This window comes from Nocardioides maradonensis (assembly GCF_054777115.1).
The window spans coordinates 260,741-277,321 of the sequence record NZ_BAAHAZ010000001.1 but is presented as its reverse complement, the minus strand read 5'-3'; the positions used below and the strand labels follow the sequence as shown (position 1 = coordinate 277,321).

The 16,581-nt window shown below is 71.2% G+C and carries 16 protein-coding genes and 1 pseudogene; 12 read left to right on the top strand and 5 right to left on the bottom strand.

Features of this window, described 5'->3' with window-relative positions; translation table 11 throughout:
- The first annotated feature begins 6 nt into the window (after window positions 1–6).
- The 6 genes and pseudogenes from ACYVAQ_RS01175 to ACYVAQ_RS01150 all read left to right on the top strand — a co-directional run bounded on the left by ACYVAQ_RS01175 (window position 7) and on the right by ACYVAQ_RS01150 (window position 4,841).
- Window positions 7–1,098: a DNA glycosylase AlkZ-like family protein gene (locus tag ACYVAQ_RS01175; protein ID WP_460786588.1), complete on the top strand. Its 1,092-nt coding sequence runs from the start codon at window positions 7–9 to the stop codon at window positions 1,096–1,098.
- 146 nt (window positions 1,099–1,244) lie between these two features.
- Window positions 1,245–1,763 carry an IS110 family transposase gene (locus ACYVAQ_RS01170; RefSeq protein ID WP_460786587.1) on the top strand — a complete coding sequence of 173 codons (519 nt, stop codon included), beginning with the start codon at window positions 1,245–1,247 and terminating at the stop codon, window positions 1,761–1,763.
- Window positions 1,764–1,838: 75 nt separating this feature from the next.
- Window positions 1,839–2,129: pseudogene (locus ACYVAQ_RS01165) on the top strand (transposase); the annotation flags it as partial.
- Window positions 2,130–2,167: 38 nt separating this feature from the next.
- A complete protein-coding gene (locus ACYVAQ_RS01160; protein WP_460786712.1) occupies window positions 2,168–2,350 on the top strand; it encodes a hypothetical protein in 183 nt (60 codons plus the stop codon).
- 655 nt (window positions 2,351–3,005) lie between these two features.
- Window positions 3,006–4,205 (top strand): HNH endonuclease signature motif containing protein, encoded by a 1,200-nt coding sequence (locus tag ACYVAQ_RS01155; protein ID WP_460786586.1) that lies wholly within the window; start codon window positions 3,006–3,008, stop codon window positions 4,203–4,205.
- A 21-nt stretch (window positions 4,206–4,226) separates the two neighbouring features.
- Window positions 4,227–4,841, top strand: coding sequence for a transglutaminase-like domain-containing protein (locus ACYVAQ_RS01150; RefSeq protein WP_460786585.1), 615 nt, complete (start codon window positions 4,227–4,229; stop codon window positions 4,839–4,841).
- A 273-nt stretch (window positions 4,842–5,114) separates the two neighbouring features.
- Here ACYVAQ_RS01150 and ACYVAQ_RS01145 read toward each other — a convergent pair whose 3' ends face one another.
- The 3 genes from ACYVAQ_RS01145 to ACYVAQ_RS01135 are packed head-to-tail and all read right to left on the bottom strand — an operon-like array spanning window position 5,115 to window position 8,218.
- Window positions 5,115–6,419, bottom strand: coding sequence for a hypothetical protein (locus tag ACYVAQ_RS01145; RefSeq protein WP_460786584.1), 1,305 nt, complete (start codon window positions 6,417–6,419; stop codon window positions 5,115–5,117).
- Complete coding sequence (locus tag ACYVAQ_RS01140; RefSeq protein WP_460786583.1) at window positions 6,401–7,006, bottom strand: Maf family protein; 606 nt, start codon at window positions 7,004–7,006, stop codon at window positions 6,401–6,403. The genes ACYVAQ_RS01145 and ACYVAQ_RS01140 overlap by 19 nt, the downstream gene beginning before the upstream one ends.
- A gap of 9 nt (window positions 7,007–7,015) precedes the next feature.
- Entirely contained in the window at window positions 7,016–8,218 is a 1,203-nt protein-coding gene (locus ACYVAQ_RS01135; RefSeq protein ID WP_460786582.1) for an acyl-CoA dehydrogenase family protein, read from the bottom strand.
- A gap of 74 nt (window positions 8,219–8,292) precedes the next feature.
- On the opposite strand from ACYVAQ_RS01135, the gene ACYVAQ_RS01130 reads away from it, so the two are divergent.
- The 6 genes from ACYVAQ_RS01130 (at window position 8,293) to ACYVAQ_RS01105 (ending at window position 14,188) form a co-directional block, all read left to right on the top strand.
- Window positions 8,293–9,120: a hypothetical protein gene (locus ACYVAQ_RS01130; protein WP_460786581.1), complete on the top strand. Its 828-nt coding sequence runs from the start codon at window positions 8,293–8,295 to the stop codon at window positions 9,118–9,120.
- 32 nt (window positions 9,121–9,152) lie between these two features.
- A complete protein-coding gene (locus ACYVAQ_RS01125; RefSeq protein WP_460786580.1) occupies window positions 9,153–9,605 on the top strand; it encodes a hypothetical protein in 453 nt (150 codons plus the stop codon).
- 132 nt (window positions 9,606–9,737) lie between these two features.
- The gene (locus ACYVAQ_RS01120) at window positions 9,738–11,525 is read left to right on the top strand and encodes an acetyl/propionyl/methylcrotonyl-CoA carboxylase subunit alpha (protein ID WP_460786579.1); all 1,788 of its coding nucleotides are present in this window, start codon (window positions 9,738–9,740) and stop codon (window positions 11,523–11,525) included.
- A 112-nt stretch (window positions 11,526–11,637) separates the two neighbouring features.
- The gene (locus tag ACYVAQ_RS01115; protein ID WP_460786578.1) at window positions 11,638–12,216 is read left to right on the top strand and encodes a hypothetical protein; all 579 of its coding nucleotides are present in this window, start codon (window positions 11,638–11,640) and stop codon (window positions 12,214–12,216) included.
- Between the two features lie 26 nt (window positions 12,217–12,242).
- On the top strand, window positions 12,243–12,728 hold the full coding sequence (locus ACYVAQ_RS01110) for a PH domain-containing protein (protein ID WP_460786577.1): 486 nt from the start codon (window positions 12,243–12,245) through the stop codon (window positions 12,726–12,728).
- On the top strand, window positions 12,725–14,188 hold the full coding sequence (locus tag ACYVAQ_RS01105) for a PH domain-containing protein (RefSeq protein WP_460786576.1): 1,464 nt from the start codon (window positions 12,725–12,727) through the stop codon (window positions 14,186–14,188). Before ACYVAQ_RS01110 ends, ACYVAQ_RS01105 begins: the two co-directional genes overlap by 4 nt.
- 21 nt (window positions 14,189–14,209) lie before the next feature.
- Here the strand turns inward: ACYVAQ_RS01105 and ACYVAQ_RS01100 are convergent, their stop codons facing one another.
- Window positions 14,210–15,343, bottom strand: coding sequence for a calcium-binding protein (locus ACYVAQ_RS01100; RefSeq protein WP_460786573.1), 1,134 nt, complete (start codon window positions 15,341–15,343; stop codon window positions 14,210–14,212).
- Between the two features lie 45 nt (window positions 15,344–15,388).
- The gene (locus ACYVAQ_RS01095) at window positions 15,389–16,558 is read right to left on the bottom strand and encodes a SpoIID/LytB domain-containing protein (protein ID WP_460786571.1); all 1,170 of its coding nucleotides are present in this window, start codon (window positions 16,556–16,558) and stop codon (window positions 15,389–15,391) included.
- Window positions 16,559–16,581 lie beyond the last annotated feature (23 nt).

Genomic DNA, 16,581 nt, shown 5'->3' with positions numbered 1-16,581 from the left:
GTCGCGGTGATCGAGCTCAGCCGTGCCGATGCGCGCCGGATCGCCGTCCGGGCTCAGCTGCTGGACGCCTACCGGCCGCTGTCGCTGGTCGAGGTGGTCGACCAGCTGACGCTCGTCCAGATCGACCCGACCACGGCGATCGTGCGCAGCCCGGACCTGGTCGCGTGGTCGCGTCTGGGATCGTCGTACGACGCCTCCGACCTGGTCTTCGCCCTCGAGACCGAGCGCTCGCTGACCGAGCACGTCACCTTCATCCGGACGATGGACGACATCGGGATCCACCTGTCCGTGGCGGACGAGTGGATCCACGGGAACACCACACGCTGGATCGACGCCAACCCGCGCTATCGCGAGCGGCTGCTCGCGCACCTGCGATCGGAGGGGCCCACCGCGGCACCCGACCTGCCGAACGACCCGGAGGTGCCGTACGCGTCGACCGGCTGGAACGACGACAAGAACGCCAACCGGATGCTCGAGGTGCTCTGCCTGCGCGGCGAGGTCGCGGTGGCCGGCCGGCAGGGCCGCAGCCGGCTCTGGGACCTCGCCGAGCGGGTCTACCCGGCCGACCTGTTCCGCCCGCCGCCGGACGAGGCCCGGCGGCTGCGCGACGAGCGCCGGCTCGCCTCCCTCGGCATCGCCCGCGCCAAGCCGCTGCGCTCCCCCGGCGAGCCCTCGCCGATCGGTCCTCTCGGCGTCGAGGCCGTGGTGGAGGGGGTGCCCGGGACGTGGCGGGTCGACCCCGACGCACTGGCCTCGCTGGAGGAGCCGTTCGAGGGTCGGTGTGCCTTCCTCTCCCCCTTCGACCGGCTCGTCTACGACCGCGACCGCGCCCTCGACCTCTTCGACTTCGAGTACGTCCTGGAGATGTACAAGCCCGCCAGCCAACGCCGCTGGGGCTATTTCGCCCTCCCGATCCTGCACGGCGACCGCCTGGTCGGAAAGCTCGACGCCAAGGCCGACCGCAAGGCCGGGGTGCTCCGCGTCAACGCTATCCACGAGGACTTCCCCTGGGACCCCGCCATCGGTGACGCCGTCGAGGCGGAGCTGGACTCGCTCGCGGGGTGGCTCGGGCTGGAGGTGGGGCGCGCCGTTGGCTGAGTAGCCGCGGCCGCCAGCGGCCTCGTCGTTGGTTGAGTAGACGGTATGACGTGACCGGCTTGTCCTGAGTTGGTTGCGGGCCGGGGCCTCACTCACAAGATTCGTGGGTTACCGAGCAGGGGCTGCCTGCTCGGCCTATCCGACAATTGTGGGAGGCCCCGGTGTTTACCGAGCGTACGAGTGTTGGGCTCGACGTGCACGCACGATCCGTTGCTGCTGCAGCGATCGATGGCGTCACGGGCGAGCTGTTCCAGACCAAGCTGACCCCGGCCTATGACGACATCCGTTCATGGCTGGACCGGTTGCCTGGTCCGGTGGCGGTGGCCTACGAGGCCGGCCCGACCGGGTTCGGGCTCTACCGGCACCTGACCGGGGCCGGGATCCGGTGCGAGGTGGTCGCGCCTTCGAAGTTGCAGAAGCCGGCTGGTGATCGGGTCAAGACCGACGCCAAGGACGCAGTCCACCTCGCCCGGCTGCTGCGGATCGACGAGTACACCCCGGTCGCGATCCCGACCCCGGACCAGGAAGCGGCGCGGGATCTGGTCCGTGCCCGTGAGGACTGCCGTGGTGATCTGATGGCCGCACGTCATCGTGTCTCGAAGTTGCTGTTGCGCCACGGAATCGTCTACTACGGCGGGAAGGCATGGACCGGCAAGCACGACTAGTGGCTGCGCACACAGGCCCGGGCGCAGTTGAGGACCGGCTCGACCCGGCTGGCGTTCGACTCCGGCTACGAGACGGTGCTGTTGACCGTTGCCCGACGCGATCGCCTCGACGCTGCGATCGAGGAACTGGCCGCGGACTCGGAGTTCACCCCGGTGGTGCGGCGCCTGGGATGTCTACGAGGGATCGGCACACTGACCGGGTTCGGGCTGGCTGTCGAGGTCGGGGACTGGCACCGGTTCACCGGCCGCAGCATCGGATCGTTCGTGGGGATGGTTCCCAGCGAACACTCATCAGGTGCCACGAGGAGCCAGGGCTCGATCACCAAGACCGGCAACAACCACGCCCGTCGGCTGCTGATCGAGGCGGCCTGGCACCACCGCCCCGCTACATCGTGGGCGCCACCATGCGGGCTCGTTGGGACCTCGCACCGGCCGCGGCACGGGTCCGCGGCGATGAAGGGAACCGGCGGCTGCACCGGCGCTGGGTCGGGTTCATCGATCGCCGCAAGCGAGCCACGGTGGCCGACGTCGCGATCGCCCGCGAGCTCGCGGGCTGGTGCTGGTCCCTGGCCGTGATGGAGGACTGAGCCCCACCGACTGCTTCGCCGCCACGCCAGGGCCTGGTGGCAGCGCGTGGAGCGACCCGCGATGCGGCTATGAGCAGCCCCCCATGACAGGGGCCACGCTCGTACTTAGACAAGCGGTCCCGCTCCAGCCGAACCACCGTCCTGCGGTACCCAACCCGCGCATATCAGCATGACCGCGCGTCGCCAACGACACGCTCACCAGGCCCACCAGCAGCGAAGCAGGGGCGCCCGCCGCGAAGACACCCACGACGGGCGCCTTCACCCTGCCCTTGACAGCCAGCCCCTACATATCAGCCGCGAGCGCTAACGGCCTCGTCGTTGGTTGAGTAGCCCGAGCGAGGAACGAGCGAGGGCGTATCGAAACCAACCCAGGCTTCCTTCGGGGCTGGTGCCTGGCGGCCGCACCTTAGCCCGTCGTCCCCCACTGTCGAGGCTGCCTCCGGCATCGCTGCGCGACGCCTGCGGCGGCCTTGACAGTGGGTCCCTGACGACGGGCATGACGGCGCGGAGTCGGCACGGGCTTCGCCCGCGCCGCCGCTTCGCGGCCGCCAGAAAACATATTCTGACCTGCGAGGATGCCTGTGGAGACACTCGATAATCTGTTCGATCACTGGTATCATTGAGGTAGTTGACCAGCTTCATCTCGGGAGTCTCAATGACCGTGGAACAGGTGCTCTGCCACCCGATCCTCGCGTGCGCCCGAGACCTCGAGAAGGCGCTGAACTCGGTCGCGGAGATGCCGGCTGACTACCTGCGCACCCGCGACAAGGAGCAGGCACTCCTGACTCTGGCTCGGGTCAAGTCGGAGACCGCGGAGCTCGAGCTCCGACTGCTCGCCGCCGCTTCCGATGTGGCCGAAGAACACGCCGCCCGCGACGCCGGCACCTGGTACGCCCACGCCACCCGCATCACCGCACAGGCGGCCCGGGTCGACCTCCACCTCGCGCGAGACCTGCTGGCGCACCCGCTGACCGCAGCGGCCATGCGCGAAGGCGCCGTGAACACCGCCCAAGCACGAGTGATCATCCGGTCCATCGACAAGCTCTCCACCGAGGTCGACGACCTCACCCGCGTCCGGGCCGAGAAACACCTCATCAAGCTCGCCCAGACCTACGACCCCAAGGACCTGACTGTCCTCGGCACCAAGATCCTCGAGGTCGTCGCCCCCGACCAGGCCGAAGCCGAACTGGGCAAGGCGTTGGAACGCGAAGAGCAAGCCGCCCGCGACAAGTGCTCGGTGAAGCTCCAACGACGAGGCGACGGCACCACCAAGATCACCGCACTGGTACCCGACTCCATCGCAGAGCGACTGACGACCTACCTCGACGCCGAAGACTCACCCCGCGTCACCAAGTCCCGCAGTCGCGGTGAGGCGTTCTGCCGGCTCCTGGAGATCCTCGACCCCCAGCGGCTCCCCGACCACGGCGGCGACGCCACCACCGTCATCGTCACCATCCCCTTCGAGGCGCTCAAGAACGAGCTCGGCTCGGCCATGCTCGGCACCGCCACCATCTCCGCGAGCGAGGCCCGTCGGTTGGCCTGCACCGCCAAGATCATCCCCGTCGTCCTCGGCGGCAACTCCGAGATCCTCGACCTCGGACGTGCACGCCGGTTCCACACCCCACCGATGCGCAAGGCCATGCGCCAGCGCGACAGGCGCTGTCGGGCAGAGGGTTGCTCGATCCCGGCAGCGTGGTGTGAAGCACATCATCTGAAGCCCTGGTCCGAAGGCGGCCACACCAACTTCGCCGACGGAGTCCTGCTCTGCTCCCATCACCACCACCGAGCCCACGACACCCGCTACGAGATGACCAAGCTGACCTCGGGCGACTACAGGTTCCACCGGCGGAACTGAGCCTCGCGTAGCCTGCGTGTCGTGGCGACTCCCACCCCACCGGATGGCTCGTGTGTCGCGCCGGAGTACCTGGCCGCAGACGCGTTTACCGATGCCCACCACCCCGCCGTCCGGGCACTCAGTCGCGATCTCCGAGACGATCACCGACGTGACGAGGACTTCGCCCGCGCAGCGTTCGAGTGGGTCCGCGACAACGTCCAGCACTCCTTCGATGCCGGAGATCCGCGCGTCACGCTCGTGGCCAGCGATGTGCTGCGCGAGCGCGTCGGCCTCTGCTACGCCAAGTCCAACTTGGTGGCAGCCCTGCTTCGTGCTGAAGGCATCCCCGCCGGACTCTGCTACCAGCGCATCGGCACAGAGTCGGAGGGGTTCTTCCTCCACCGCCTCGTCGCCGTGCACCTCGCATCTGCGTGGCACCGACAGGATCCACGGGGCAACAAGCCAGGCATCGATGCTCAGTTCTCGATCACAGGCGAGCGGCTCGCCTACCAGGTCGATGAGTCGTTGGGCCAGGTCGACTACCCCGAGATCCATGCGACCGTCACGCCCGAGGTCATCCACGCCTTGGCGGAAGCAACGGACGTGCTGAACACGCCGCTCCCGACCGGGCTGTCCGACCAACACCAACGCCGCTGACACAGCGCGTGGGTGGCGGCCGCGAAGCGGCGGCGCGGGCGAAGCCCGTGCCGACTCCGCGCCGACCAGCCGCCCGGTAAGGACCCGCAGTCAAGGCCGGCCGAAGGCCGCCGCGCAGCGGTGCGAGCGCAGCGAGCAGCCTTGACGGCGGAGACCGGTCGGCTACGGTGCGGCCGCCGACACTGACTCCGAGAGCATGTCGCCACGTCTCGTGTCGCCACGTCTCGTGTCGGTTGCTGCGCAACCTCCTCGACCACCGCGCGGGCGGGCCGATCAGCGGTGGCGTCCCTGGTACTTCTCCCGCCGACGCCGCCGCACCTGGATCAGCAGGTCCACCAGCCCGCCGATCACCACGACACCCCCGAGAGCGACCGCGATCGAGAGCCACGGGAACGAGCGGTCCTCGCTGATCGTGGGGTGGGAGGCGGAGCCCGAGCCGGTCGACGCGGCAGGCCGGTCGGCGAGCGACCCGTCGACCAGACGCGAGTCCGCCTCGGGAGCGGGTACGCCGGCGACCTCGGTGTAGAGCGGTGCCGAGCTGTCGCCCGGGCGGACCTGGACGGTGAGCCGCACGGGCAGCGGCCCGGCCGACGAGCCCGACGGCACGTAGCTGAGCGCGATGTAGTGCATGCCTGCCAGGTCGGCGCCGTTGACGGCCGGGTTGACCGACTCCCGGTTGATGTAGGCGACCACCTCGGACATCACCCCGGTGCGGAACGCACGTCGGTCCCGGGTCGCGCCGAACTCCGGGTCCGTGCCGAGGTCGCCGGTGTCGGCGGTGTCCAGCAGGGGCCCGAGCAGGCGCAGCGTGACGCCCGGCGAGGCCGGGTCGACCGCGGCCGGCAGCTCGGCGTCGAGCTGCACCCGCAACGAGTCGCCCCACCCGACCGGCACCGCGAGGAAGTCGTCGTCCCCGGGCCGGAGGGTGACGGCGTACGTGCCGTCCCGCACCACCGGTGCGGCGTCGACGACGTGCGCGGGCTGCACCCCGACCGCCAGCGCCGGCGACAGCTCCGACCACTCCTCGGGGCTCGGCGTCGTCAGCAGCGAGAAGCTGCTCGCGCTGACCGGCGGTTCCTCGTAGACGCGCAGCTGCAGCGCGCGGCCCACGTCCTCCCGATCGGTCGGGACCCGGATCGTGACGTAGAGCGCCCTGTCGATCGCACAGGGGTGGTCCTCGACGGAGGTCCACGTGGAGGTAGCGGCGTACAGGACCGGCGCGGGCTCCCCCAGCGTCGGGCGGAACGCGACGGCGCTGCCGCAGTCGTCGTGCCCGGGCTCGGTCCCGACCTCGATGTCGAACCCCTCGCCGATCGAGCCGCCGCGGCCGACCATCTGGGCGCCGACGTGCAGGGTGGTGCCGGGCTTGGTCCGCTCCAGCCGGAGGTAGGTCGTCCGCGCGGCCAGCGGCGTCACGAACCGCCCGGTGCGGATCTCCGGCGCGCGGGACGGCACGGCCGCGGCCACCACCGGCGTGCCGCGCACCGGCGCCTGCCGAGCGGGCGTGGCGGAGGCAGGCGCGACGGCAGCCGCCAGCACCCCGAGAACGAGAAGAGCGATCAGGCGTGCGCCGCCCACAGGGCCGTCCATTCGTGTCCGAGCCGACGCACCAGGTCGCGCAGCAGCGGCAGGCTGACACCGACGACGTTGTGGTGGTCGCCTTCGATCCGGGTGACGAACCCGCCGCCGAGGCCGTCGACGGTGAACGCACCGGCGACGTACAGCGGCTCCCCCGTCGCGACGTACGCCGTGACCTCCGCATCGGTCACGTCGGCGAAGTGCACCGTCGTGGACGCCGTCGCGGCGACCGTGGTCCCGGTCGTGGTGTCGGTGAGGCAGTGCCCGGTCCGCAGCACCCCGCTGCGACCGCGCATCGCGTGCCAGCGCGCCACGGCCTCCTCGGCATCCGCGGGCTTGCCGAGCGCGGCGCCGTCGAGCTCGAGCACCGAGTCGCAGCCGAGCACCAGGGCGCCCGCGGGCACCTCCGGACGGCCGAGGACCGCGCCGCACTTGAGCTCGGCGAGGCGCAGCGCGAGGTCCGACGGCGGCAACCCGACGACGTGGTCCTCGTCCACCCCGGACACGATGACCACCGGGTCCAGCCCGGCGTTGCGCAAGGTGGTCAGGCGGGCAGGTGACGCGGACGCCAGGACGAACGGAAGCACGCGAGCACGCTACTCGACGGGCAGCCCGAGCCCTCGCGCGATCAGCATCCGCTGCACCTCGGAGGTGCCCTCGCCGATCTCCAGGATCTTGGCGTCGCGGTAGAAGCGCGCCACGGCGTACTCCTCCATGAAGCCGTAGCCGCCGAAGACCTGCGTGGCGATCCGGGTCGCGTCCATGGCGGCCTCGGAGGTGAACAGCTTCGCCACCGACGCGGCCTGCTTGAAGTCCTTCATCGACGGTCCACGGCCGCCGAGCATGGCGTCCTTCATCGCGGCCGCGCGGTAGGTGAGCATCCGCGAGGCGTGCAGCTTGACCTCGAGGTCGGCGATCTGGAACGCGACGCCCTGCTTGCGCCCGATCGGGCCGCCCATCGTCTGCCGCTCGAGCGCGTACGTGACGCACAGGTCGACGCACGCCTGGATCAGGCCGACCGCGAGCGCCGCGATGGCGACCCGCCCGTCGTCGAGCGTGGCGAGGAACTGCGCGTAGCCACGGCCCCTCTCCCCGAGCAGGTTGCCGGCCGGCACGTGGCAGTCGACGAAGGTCAGCGGGTGGGTGTCGGAGATGTGCCAGCCGAGCTTGTCGTACGCCGGCTCCGCGGTGAACCCGGGCGTCCCGGTCGGGATGACGATCGTGGAGATCTCCGGCGACCCGTCCCCGCGGACGCCGGTCCGCGCGGTCACCGTCACGAGCTTGGTGATCGACGAGCCGGAGTTGGTGATGAACTGCTTCGCGCCGTTGACGACCCAGTCGCCGCTGGCCGGGTCCGTGTCGGCCTTCGTCTTCGTCGCGCCGGCGTCGGAGCCCGCGCCCGGCTCGGTGAGCCCGAAGCCGGCGAGCATCTGCCCGCTGACGAGGTCGGGCAGCCACTCGGCCTTCTGCGCGTCGGTGCCGTAGGTGAGGATCGGGTTGATGCCGAGGCCCACGCCGGCCTCGAGGGTGATGCCCATCGACTGGTCGACCCGGCCGAGCTCCTCGATGGCCAGGCAGAGCGACGTGAACGGGCCGTCCTCGGGGTCGATCCCGGCGCCGCCGTACTCCTCAGGAGCGGTGAGCCCGAAGAGCCCCAGGTCCCCCATCTTCTGCACGACGTCGGTCGGGAAGTGGTGCGCCTTGTCCCACTCCGCGACGTGGGGCGCGATCTCCGCCTCGGCGAAGCTGCGCACCGTCTGCCGGAACTCCTCGTGCTCCCGCGTCAGCTCAAAGCTCATGGGGAGCATGCTAGCGCCGGAGGTTAATGATTGTTAACCCCTCGGATGCGGCGGTTCCCGGCTACCCTCCCCGCATGCGCCTTCGCCTCGTCGTCCCCGCCCTCGCGTGCGCGGTGGCGCTGACCGGCTGCGGCGCCACCACCTGGCGGGTCGCGAGCACCTCGTCCCTCGACTCCTCACGCCCGGCCCCCGCCGGGTCGCTCACCACGGCCCAGGCGCGGCGGGCGCTGATCTCCGCCCAGGACCTCGGCCCTGGCTTCACGGTCGACCACAGCAGGAGCGGCGGGGACGACGGCAGCCTCGGCTGCCTCGACCACATCGAGAAGCTGCTCGAGGAGCAGCACCCGAGTGCCGGCGTGCACCGTCCCGGCACCGAGGCCGACGCGTCGTACGCCGCCCGCTCCGAGATCGGCCTCCCCTTCGTGCTGAGCGCCGTCTTCTCGATGGGATCCGGCGCCGACGTCACCCGGGCGCTGCAGGTGGTCGAGTCCGGCCTCACCAGGTGCCGCAGGGTCGACACCACGAGCAAGGACGGCACCCACGTCGACCTCACCGTCACCACCGACCACGCGCCCAGCTCCGGCGCGACCGCACAGGTCAACCTGACCGCGACGGGCCACATGTCGATGCCGGTCGGCACCGGCTCCTCGATCACGGTCCCGTTCTTCCTGCGGATGAGCATGGCCCAGGTCGGCAGCAACCTGACGATGACCGCCTACGGCTCGATGGTGGGCCCCGCCGAGGGCGCCTCCGACTCCGAGGCCCTCGACGGCTACGGGATCGCGCGCCTCCGCGCGGTCATGGCCGGTACGCCGATCCCTCCCGCACCCGACCTCGGCCTGCGGATCATCAGCAAGGCGAGCCTGCTCAGGTTCCTCACCGGCGGCACCACCTCCGTCTGACCCGTACGCCGGCACGGGCCTACCCTTGGCCCATGTTCAAGATCATGCTGGCGCTGCACCTGCTCACCGCGATCTTCGCGATCGGTCCGCTCGTCGGCGCGGTCACGACGGCGTCGCGCGGCCTGCGCAAGGCGGACGCGGGTGCCACCGAGTCCGCGGCCCGCACCCTGACCATCTACTCCTACGCCTCCGTCGCGGTGGTGGTCTTCGGCTTCGGGCTGATGTCCGCGAAGGCGCCGTGGGACAAGAGCAAGCACGTCGCCGAGATCGGCGACGCCTGGATCCTCATCTCGATCGCCCTCTGGGCGATCTCGCTCGGCCTGGTGCTCGGCCTCATCGTCCCGGCGCTCAACAAGGCGACCGCGACCCTCCGTGAGGGCGGAGCGGTCGACGCGCTGGTGGGCAAGGTGGCCGCGTTCGGCGGGATCACCGGCCTCATCTACGCGGTCATCGTCTTCCTGATGGTCTACAAGCCCGGCTCCTGAGCACCGCGGCGCCGCGCGCTCCGGTGTGACGTGGCGTACAGCCCAGCAACGGAGACACCGCGCCGCCCCGGAAGCGCGGCACCCTAGACTGCCCAGCGGTCCGCAAGGACTTGAGACGACGAGGAGAGTTGCGTGCCCGAGATCAAGCCGTTGCAGAAGGTGCTCATCGCGAACCGTGGTGAGATCGCCGTCCGAGTGATCCGTGCGGCCAAGGACGCCGGCATCAAGTCCGTGGCCGTGTACGCCGAGCCGGACCGCGACGCCCTGTTCGTCCGGATGGCCGACGAGGCCTACTCGCTCAACGGCTCCACCCCGGCCGACTCCTACCTGGTGATCGACAAGATCATCGACGTCGCCAAGCGCTCCGGCGCCGACAGCGTGCACCCCGGCTACGGCTTCCTCGCCGAGAACGCCCACTTCGCCCAGGCCGTCCTCGACGCCGGGCTGATCTGGATCGGCCCCTCGCCGGAGGCGATCGACGGCCTCGGCGACAAGGCCAAGGCCAAGCAGATCGCCCTCGCGGCCGGCGCCCCGCTGGCCCCGGGCCTGAAGGACGCGGTCAAGGACGCCGACGAGATCATCGCGTTCGCCAAGGAGCACGGCCTCCCGGTCGCCATCAAGGCGGTCTTCGGCGGTGGCGGTCGCGGCCTGAAGGTCGCCCGCACGCTGGAGGAGATCCCCGAGCTGTTCGAGTCCGCGACCCGCGAGGCGATCTCCGCCTTCGGCCGCGGCGAGTGCCTCGTCGAGAAGTTCCTCGACAAGCCGCGCCACGTCGAGACCCAGTGCCTGGCCGACCAGCACGGCAACGTCGTGGTGGTCTCCACCCGCGACTGCTCGCTGCAGCGCCGCCACCAGAAGCTGGTCGAGGAGGCGCCCGCGCCGTTCCTCACCGACGAGCAGAACCAGCGTCTCTACGAGTCGTCCAAGGCGATCCTCCGCGAGGCCGGGTACGTCGGCGCCGGCACGTGTGAGTTCCTCGTCGCCAACGACGGCACGATCTCCTTCCTCGAGGTCAACACCCGCCTCCAGGTCGAGCACTGCGTCTCCGAGGAGGTCACCGGCATCGACCTGGTCCGCGAGATGTTCCGCATCGCCGCGGGCGAGGAGCTCGGCTACGACGACCCCGAGATCCGCGGCCACTCGATCGAGTTCCGGATCAACGCCGAGGACGGCGGCAACAACTTCATGCCCGCCCCTGGCACGCTGACCAAGTGGAACCCGCCGCAGGGCCCGGGCATCCGCGTCGACGGCGGCTACGAGAACGGCCAGACCATCCCGGGCGCGTTCGACTCGCTCATCGCGAAGCTGATCGTCACCGGTCGCGACCGCACCCAGGCCATCGAGCGCTCGCGCCGCGCGATCGCCGAGTTCGAGGTCGACGGCATGCCGACCGCCCTCACCTTCGACGAGGTCATCGTCAACGACCCCGCCTGGGTCGGTGCCTCGAACCCGACCGGCGAGGGCTCCTTCGACGTCTACACCACGTGGATCGAGACCGACTTCAACAACACCATCGAGCCCTACCAGGGCAGCGCCGGTGAGCCGGAGGAGGAGGGCGAGCGGCAGACCGTCGTGGTCGAGGTCGGCGGCAAGCGGGTCGAGGTCGTCCTGCCCGCCGGTGTCGGCGCGCTCGGCGGTGGCGGTGCCGCGGCCGGTCCGAAGAAGCCCGCCCGCAAGGCCGGCAAGAAGGCCGGCGCCGCCGCGTCCGGCGACTCGGTCACCAGCCCGATGCAGGGCACCATCGTCAAGGTCGCCGTCGAGGAGGGCCAGGAGGTCGCCGAGGGCGACGTCGTGGTCGTCATGGAGGCCATGAAGATGGAGCAGCCCCTCAAGGCCCACAAGTCCGGTGTCGTCACCGGCCTCAAGGCCGAGGTCGGCGCCACCGTCACCAACGGCGAGGTCATCTGCGAGCTCAAGTAGCTCCGAGCATCGACAGCCGAGGGGCGTTCCGTCGTACGACGGGGCGCCCCTCGCCGATTTCGGGGTGTCACCACCTTTCCCGGCACCCCGTACCGTGCGGGACCCTGCACGCATGAGAATCCGCTTCCGTCGTACGGCGCTCGCGCTGGCCGCTGCGCTCGCCCTCACCGCTGGGACGAGCGCGGCCGCCGGTGCTGCCACCTGGTCTCACGGCGACCAAGCCGGTGACGTGACCTACGGATCTCCGCCGGACTTCACCCAGGTTCACGCGCCCGACGACACGCGCGACGACATCGTGGCCCTCCAGGTGGCCCACCAGCCGCGCAACGTGACGATCACGCTGACGCTGCGCGGACTGCCGCCCCGGGGACACGTCTTGCAGACCTACCTCCAGACGCCGCACCGTCGCTACGAGACGTTCCCGCAGGGCAGCAGCACCGTCGTCCTGCGCACCGACGGACCCCGCGGTGATTGTCACGTCCCGCACGACACGATCGACAGCACGCATTTCAGGATCCGGCTGACCATCCCGCGTTCCTGCCTCGGCAGGCCCCGCTGGGTGAGGGTCTCGGCCCTGCTCACGGAGGAACGACAGGTGGACGGCACCGACCGGATCTACAGCGACGACGCCATCCGCTCGGACGCCTGGCCCCACCCGCTCGGCATCTCGCCCCGGGTCCGGGTCGGCTGACGACCGCACCGTCATAGGGTCGCGGCGTGAGCCCCGACCTCCGCGACCCCGCCCACCGGGTCAGCCCGCGCGCCCGCACCCTCTGGATCGTCGAGGGCGCGGTCGTCGGCCTGGCGGTCACCGTCGCGGCGATCGTGGCGGTGGCGATCTGGCTCGACCAGCCGTGGGGCTGGGCGCTCGTCGCCGTTGCCGCGCTGCTCGGCGCCGTGCAGGCCGTCGGCATCCCCGTCTGGCGCTACCGGGTGCACCGCTGGGAGGCCACGGAGACCGCCGTCTACACCCAGCGCGGCTGGTGGGCGCGCGAGCGACGCATCGCGCCGATGTCGCGGGTGCAGACCGTCGACCTCGCCCAGGGACCGCTCGCCCGGCTGTTCGGGCTGGCGACGGTGACCGTCACGACCGCCTCGGCCGCCGGCGCGCTGCGGATCGAGGGGCTGGACCGGGACGTGGCGCTGCGGCTGGTCGACGACCTGACCCGGAAGGCCGACCTGGTCGAGGGCGACGCGACGTGACCGCGCAGACCGTCGGGGAGCCCGCCTGGGAGCGCCTCGATCCGCGGATGCTGCTGGTCCACCCGATCAAGGAGCTCGGCCGGTTCGTGCCGGTCCTGCTCGGCCTGCTCGTCACCGGCCGGCTGACCGACGGGCCGTGGGCACTGCTGGGTGTGGGGCTCCCGGTGTCCCTGGGCGTCGTGCGCTACCTCACCACCCGCTACCGGGTCACCGCCGACCGCGTCGAGCTCAGCCACGGGCTCCTCGCCCGCCACCGGCTGTCGACCCCGATCGACCGGGTCCGCACCGTCGACCTGACGGCCACCCCGATCCACCGGGTGCTCGGCCTCGCCACCCTCGTCGTCGGCACCGGCAGCGTCGCGTCCGGGGAGGACAACCGGATCAAGCTCGACTCGCTCCCCCGCGGCCAGGCCGCGGACCTGCGCCGACGCCTGCTCGAGGCGCCGCACACCGGTGACCCGTCCGAGCGGCCGACCTGGAACGCGCTGGCCCAGCCGTTCGTGCCCACCGAGATCGTGGTGGCCCGCTTCGAGCCGCGCTGGCTCTGGTACGCGCCGTTCACCAGCACGGTGCTCGTGGCCATCGGCGCGCTGTTCGGTGCGGTGTCGCCGTACCTGGGCCACGTCCACCTCAGCCAAGACCAGCTCGAGCGGGTCAGGCCGCTGCTGATCACCATGGCCGTGGCTGCGCCCCTCCTCCTGCTCCTGCTGTACGTCGTCGCGTACCTGGTCACCAACGGCGGGTTCCTGCTGACTCGGCGCGCGGAGACCTGGCACGTCAGCCGCGGCATGGTCACCCACCGCGAGACCAGCATCGACGCCGACCGGCTCGCGGGCGTCGGCATCGGCGAGGCCCTCCCGCTCCGGCTCGCGCGCGGCGGCCGCCTCAAGGCGATCGTCACGGGGCTGCGCCGCAGCCAGGAGAGCTCGACGACGCTGCTGCCCCCGACACCTCGAAGCACCACGCTCGCCGCCGCCACGGCGGTCGTGGGTTCCGGGGTACCGGTCACGGGCCCGTTGATCGGGCACGGCCCCCGTGCGACCACCCGTCGCTACACCCGCGCGCTGATGGCGGCCAGCCCGGTCGTGCTCGGCACCACGATCGCGGTCGTCGCCGGCGCACCGGCGGCGCTCGGCACCCTCGGCGTCGCGGCCGTGCTCGTCGCCCTCGGCCTCGCCGCCGACCGCGCCCGCGGCCTCGGCCACGCCCACCTCGAGAACCACGTGGTGATGCGGTCGGGGTCGCTCACCCGGCGCCGCGAGATCCTCGGCGACAGCCACGTGATCGGCTGGAACCTGCGCGCCACCTGGTTCCAGCGGCGCGTCGGCCTCGTCACCGTCGCCGCGACCACGGCGGGCGGAGGCGGCCGGATCGAGGTCAGGGACGTGCCCGTCACCGACGCCGTCACCCTCGCCCGCGCGGCGACCCCGGGACTGCTCGAGGAGTTCCTGGCCGGCTGACCGGCGCGGGCGGCGTACGCCTCAGGCGGCTTCGCAGGCCTTGAGGACCTCGCCGCTGCACACGTCGCCGCCGGCGCCGCCGTCGATCCGGTCACGGCCACGCCCGCCGACGAGGATGTCGTTGCCGGCACGGCCGAGGATCGTGTCGTTGCCGGCCTCGCCGGAGATGAGGTTGACGCCGGACGTGCCGGCGAGGAAGTCGTCGTGCGCCGTGCCGGAGACGGCCGAGATGTGGTCGAAGGTGAGGTGGTGGCCGTTCCAGCTCGCGGTCCCGGCGGCGAGGTCGACCCGCACGCCGGACTTGAACTGGTGGAAGGTCAGGGCGTTCCCGCCCGTGCCGCCGTGAAGGTTCGAGCCGTAGTTCACCGAGCGCATCGCGAACGTGTCGTTGCCCGCGCCGCCGTACGCGATCGGGTGCGAGCGCCCCACGTAGAACAGGTCGTTTCCGCCGTCCCCGTAGCCGGTGCCGGTGTTGCGCAGCCGCATGGTGTCGTTGCCCGGACCGCCGTGGCCGACGCCGCCCCACACCACGACGACGTCGTCGCCCGCGCCGCCGTACACCTGGCCGGCGTTGTCGAACAGGACGTCGTTCCCGCCGCCACCGCTGAGGTAGTCGTTGCCGCCCTCGCCCTCGAACCAGTCGGTCTCGTCGCCGCCGATCATCCGGTCGGCGAACCGGGTGCCGCGGATGCGCTCGACTCCCGTGTAGGTGTCGTGGCCGTCTCCGTCGACGGTGCCGGCGGCCCCGTCCACGGTGATGCCGGCCGACGCACCGAGGTAGGTGAGCACGTCGCCGGTGCCGCCACCGCCGATGACCTGGTCGTCGCCCGCGTCCGCGACGAGGTAGTCGTTGCCGGTGCCACCGTCGATCAGGTCGTTGCCGAGGCTGCCGTCGATGGCGTCGTCACCCGCCCCACCGCAGATGATGTCGTTGCCGGTCCCGCCGAGGTAGGTGTCGTTGCCCGGGCCCAGCCACACGACGTCACCGAGTGGGTTGTGCGTGCCGGTCACGGTCGAGGTGGTGTCGTTGCCGTCGGTCCCCACGATGTTCGCGACCTTGCCGTGGCAGTACTCGGTGGTCGCGGCGTGGGCCGCGGGGGCCGGCACGGTGGCGAGGAAGGGAACGGCGAGCAGCAGTGCGATCGAGGGGCGCATGTCCTCGTCAACGAGTCGACCGCGCCGACGTCACCCGCGGTTGCGTCACACCAGGTGGAAGAGGGTCGACTTCAGGCCCATCATCGACCGGAACACGTCTCCCGACACCGTCCTCGAGGTCGTGGCCCCCACGATCCTCAGCGACGTGACGCGCCCGCCCCAGGAACCCTTGCCGTCGCGGGCGATGGTGTCGATCCCGACGAACGCGCCGATGTCGATCTTGTAGTACCGCTGGACGGCAGCCCGGATCGCCGACCCCTGCAGGGTGACGTCCCAGCTGCCGGCGCCCGGATAGCCGGGGTAGCTGTCGTAGGGGTCCTGCTGCGCGACCAGGTAGGGCGTGCCCCCGTCCACGGTCCAGCCTCCGTCGCTCGCCGAGAACTGCGTGAACGCGGGCGCGCCGCCGTAGGTGAGCACACGCCCGGCGGTCGCCCGCACGGCGGCATCGGAGTCGGGGTACTCCGCATCGGCGCCGCCGTACACCTGGTCGCGGGTGTCGTCGTACACCTGGAAACCCGTGTGCAGCGACTCGCCCCGCTCGAACGCTGCGTACGTGCGCGCCGCGACCGCCTGGGCCTGCACCGCCGCGGGCTGCCACTTCGCCGGCATCTCCCGAGGTACGACGCCGCGCAGGTAGGTCTCCAGCGACACCACGTTCACCGTGTCGCGGCTCGAGCCACCCACGGAGCGGAGCGCACCGCGGTACGTCCGCGACGACCCACCGGGCAGGTACAGCCGCATCGGGGCACCGCCCGCGCTGAACTCCGCCGCCCCCGGCAAGGTCGTGACCGTGTGCCACGAGCCGGTCAGCACCATCAGACGGCTGGACCTCCCGCCGTTGGCAGGAATGATCTTCCAGCGCTTCGCCCCGCTCCGGGCGAGCCTGCGGGTGCGGTTCGAGGACAGCGCGCGCATCGTCAGCCCGGGGCGCGCACCGACCACCACGTCCGTGGTGGTGTCCGCGGTGATCAGCACGGAGATGGCCCCCGTCGCCGTGCCCCACGACGTGTTCGGGTAGTAGAACGCCAGGATCTGGTCGTAGCGCAGACCCTTCTTGGCGGCCCCCTGCGCGCCGTACTGGGACATCCCGTGACCGTGGCCGTTGCCGCGCCCCTCCAGCGTGATCGAGGTCGCGGCGTACGCCGAGGGGCTCGCCACCGAGGCCCCCAACGCGGTCACGACGGTCAGGGCGAGGGCGGTGACGGTCCGACGCATCCGTCGAGGATAGAAGGCGAATT

Excerpts from the sequence above, each read along its gene's own strand:
- ACYVAQ_RS01160 (WP_460786712.1), top strand. The coding sequence starts at position 2,168 with ATGCGGGCTCGTTGGGACCTCGCACCGGCCGCGGCACGGGTCCGCGGC.
- ACYVAQ_RS01155 (WP_460786586.1), top strand. The coding sequence starts at position 3,006 with ATGACCGTGGAACAGGTGCTCTGCCACCCGATCCTCGCGTGCGCCCGA.
- ACYVAQ_RS01135 (WP_460786582.1), bottom strand. The coding sequence starts at position 8,218 with ATGAGCTTTGAGCTGACGCGGGAGCACGAGGAGTTCCGGCAGACGGTG.
- ACYVAQ_RS01130 (WP_460786581.1), top strand. The coding sequence starts at position 8,293 with ATGCGCCTTCGCCTCGTCGTCCCCGCCCTCGCGTGCGCGGTGGCGCTG.
- ACYVAQ_RS01125 (WP_460786580.1), top strand. The coding sequence starts at position 9,153 with ATGTTCAAGATCATGCTGGCGCTGCACCTGCTCACCGCGATCTTCGCG.
- ACYVAQ_RS01115 (WP_460786578.1), top strand. The coding sequence starts at position 11,638 with ATGAGAATCCGCTTCCGTCGTACGGCGCTCGCGCTGGCCGCTGCGCTC.
- ACYVAQ_RS01100 (WP_460786573.1), bottom strand. The coding sequence starts at position 15,343 with ATGCGCCCCTCGATCGCACTGCTGCTCGCCGTTCCCTTCCTCGCCACC.
- ACYVAQ_RS01095 (WP_460786571.1), bottom strand. The coding sequence starts at position 16,558 with ATGCGTCGGACCGTCACCGCCCTCGCCCTGACCGTCGTGACCGCGTTG.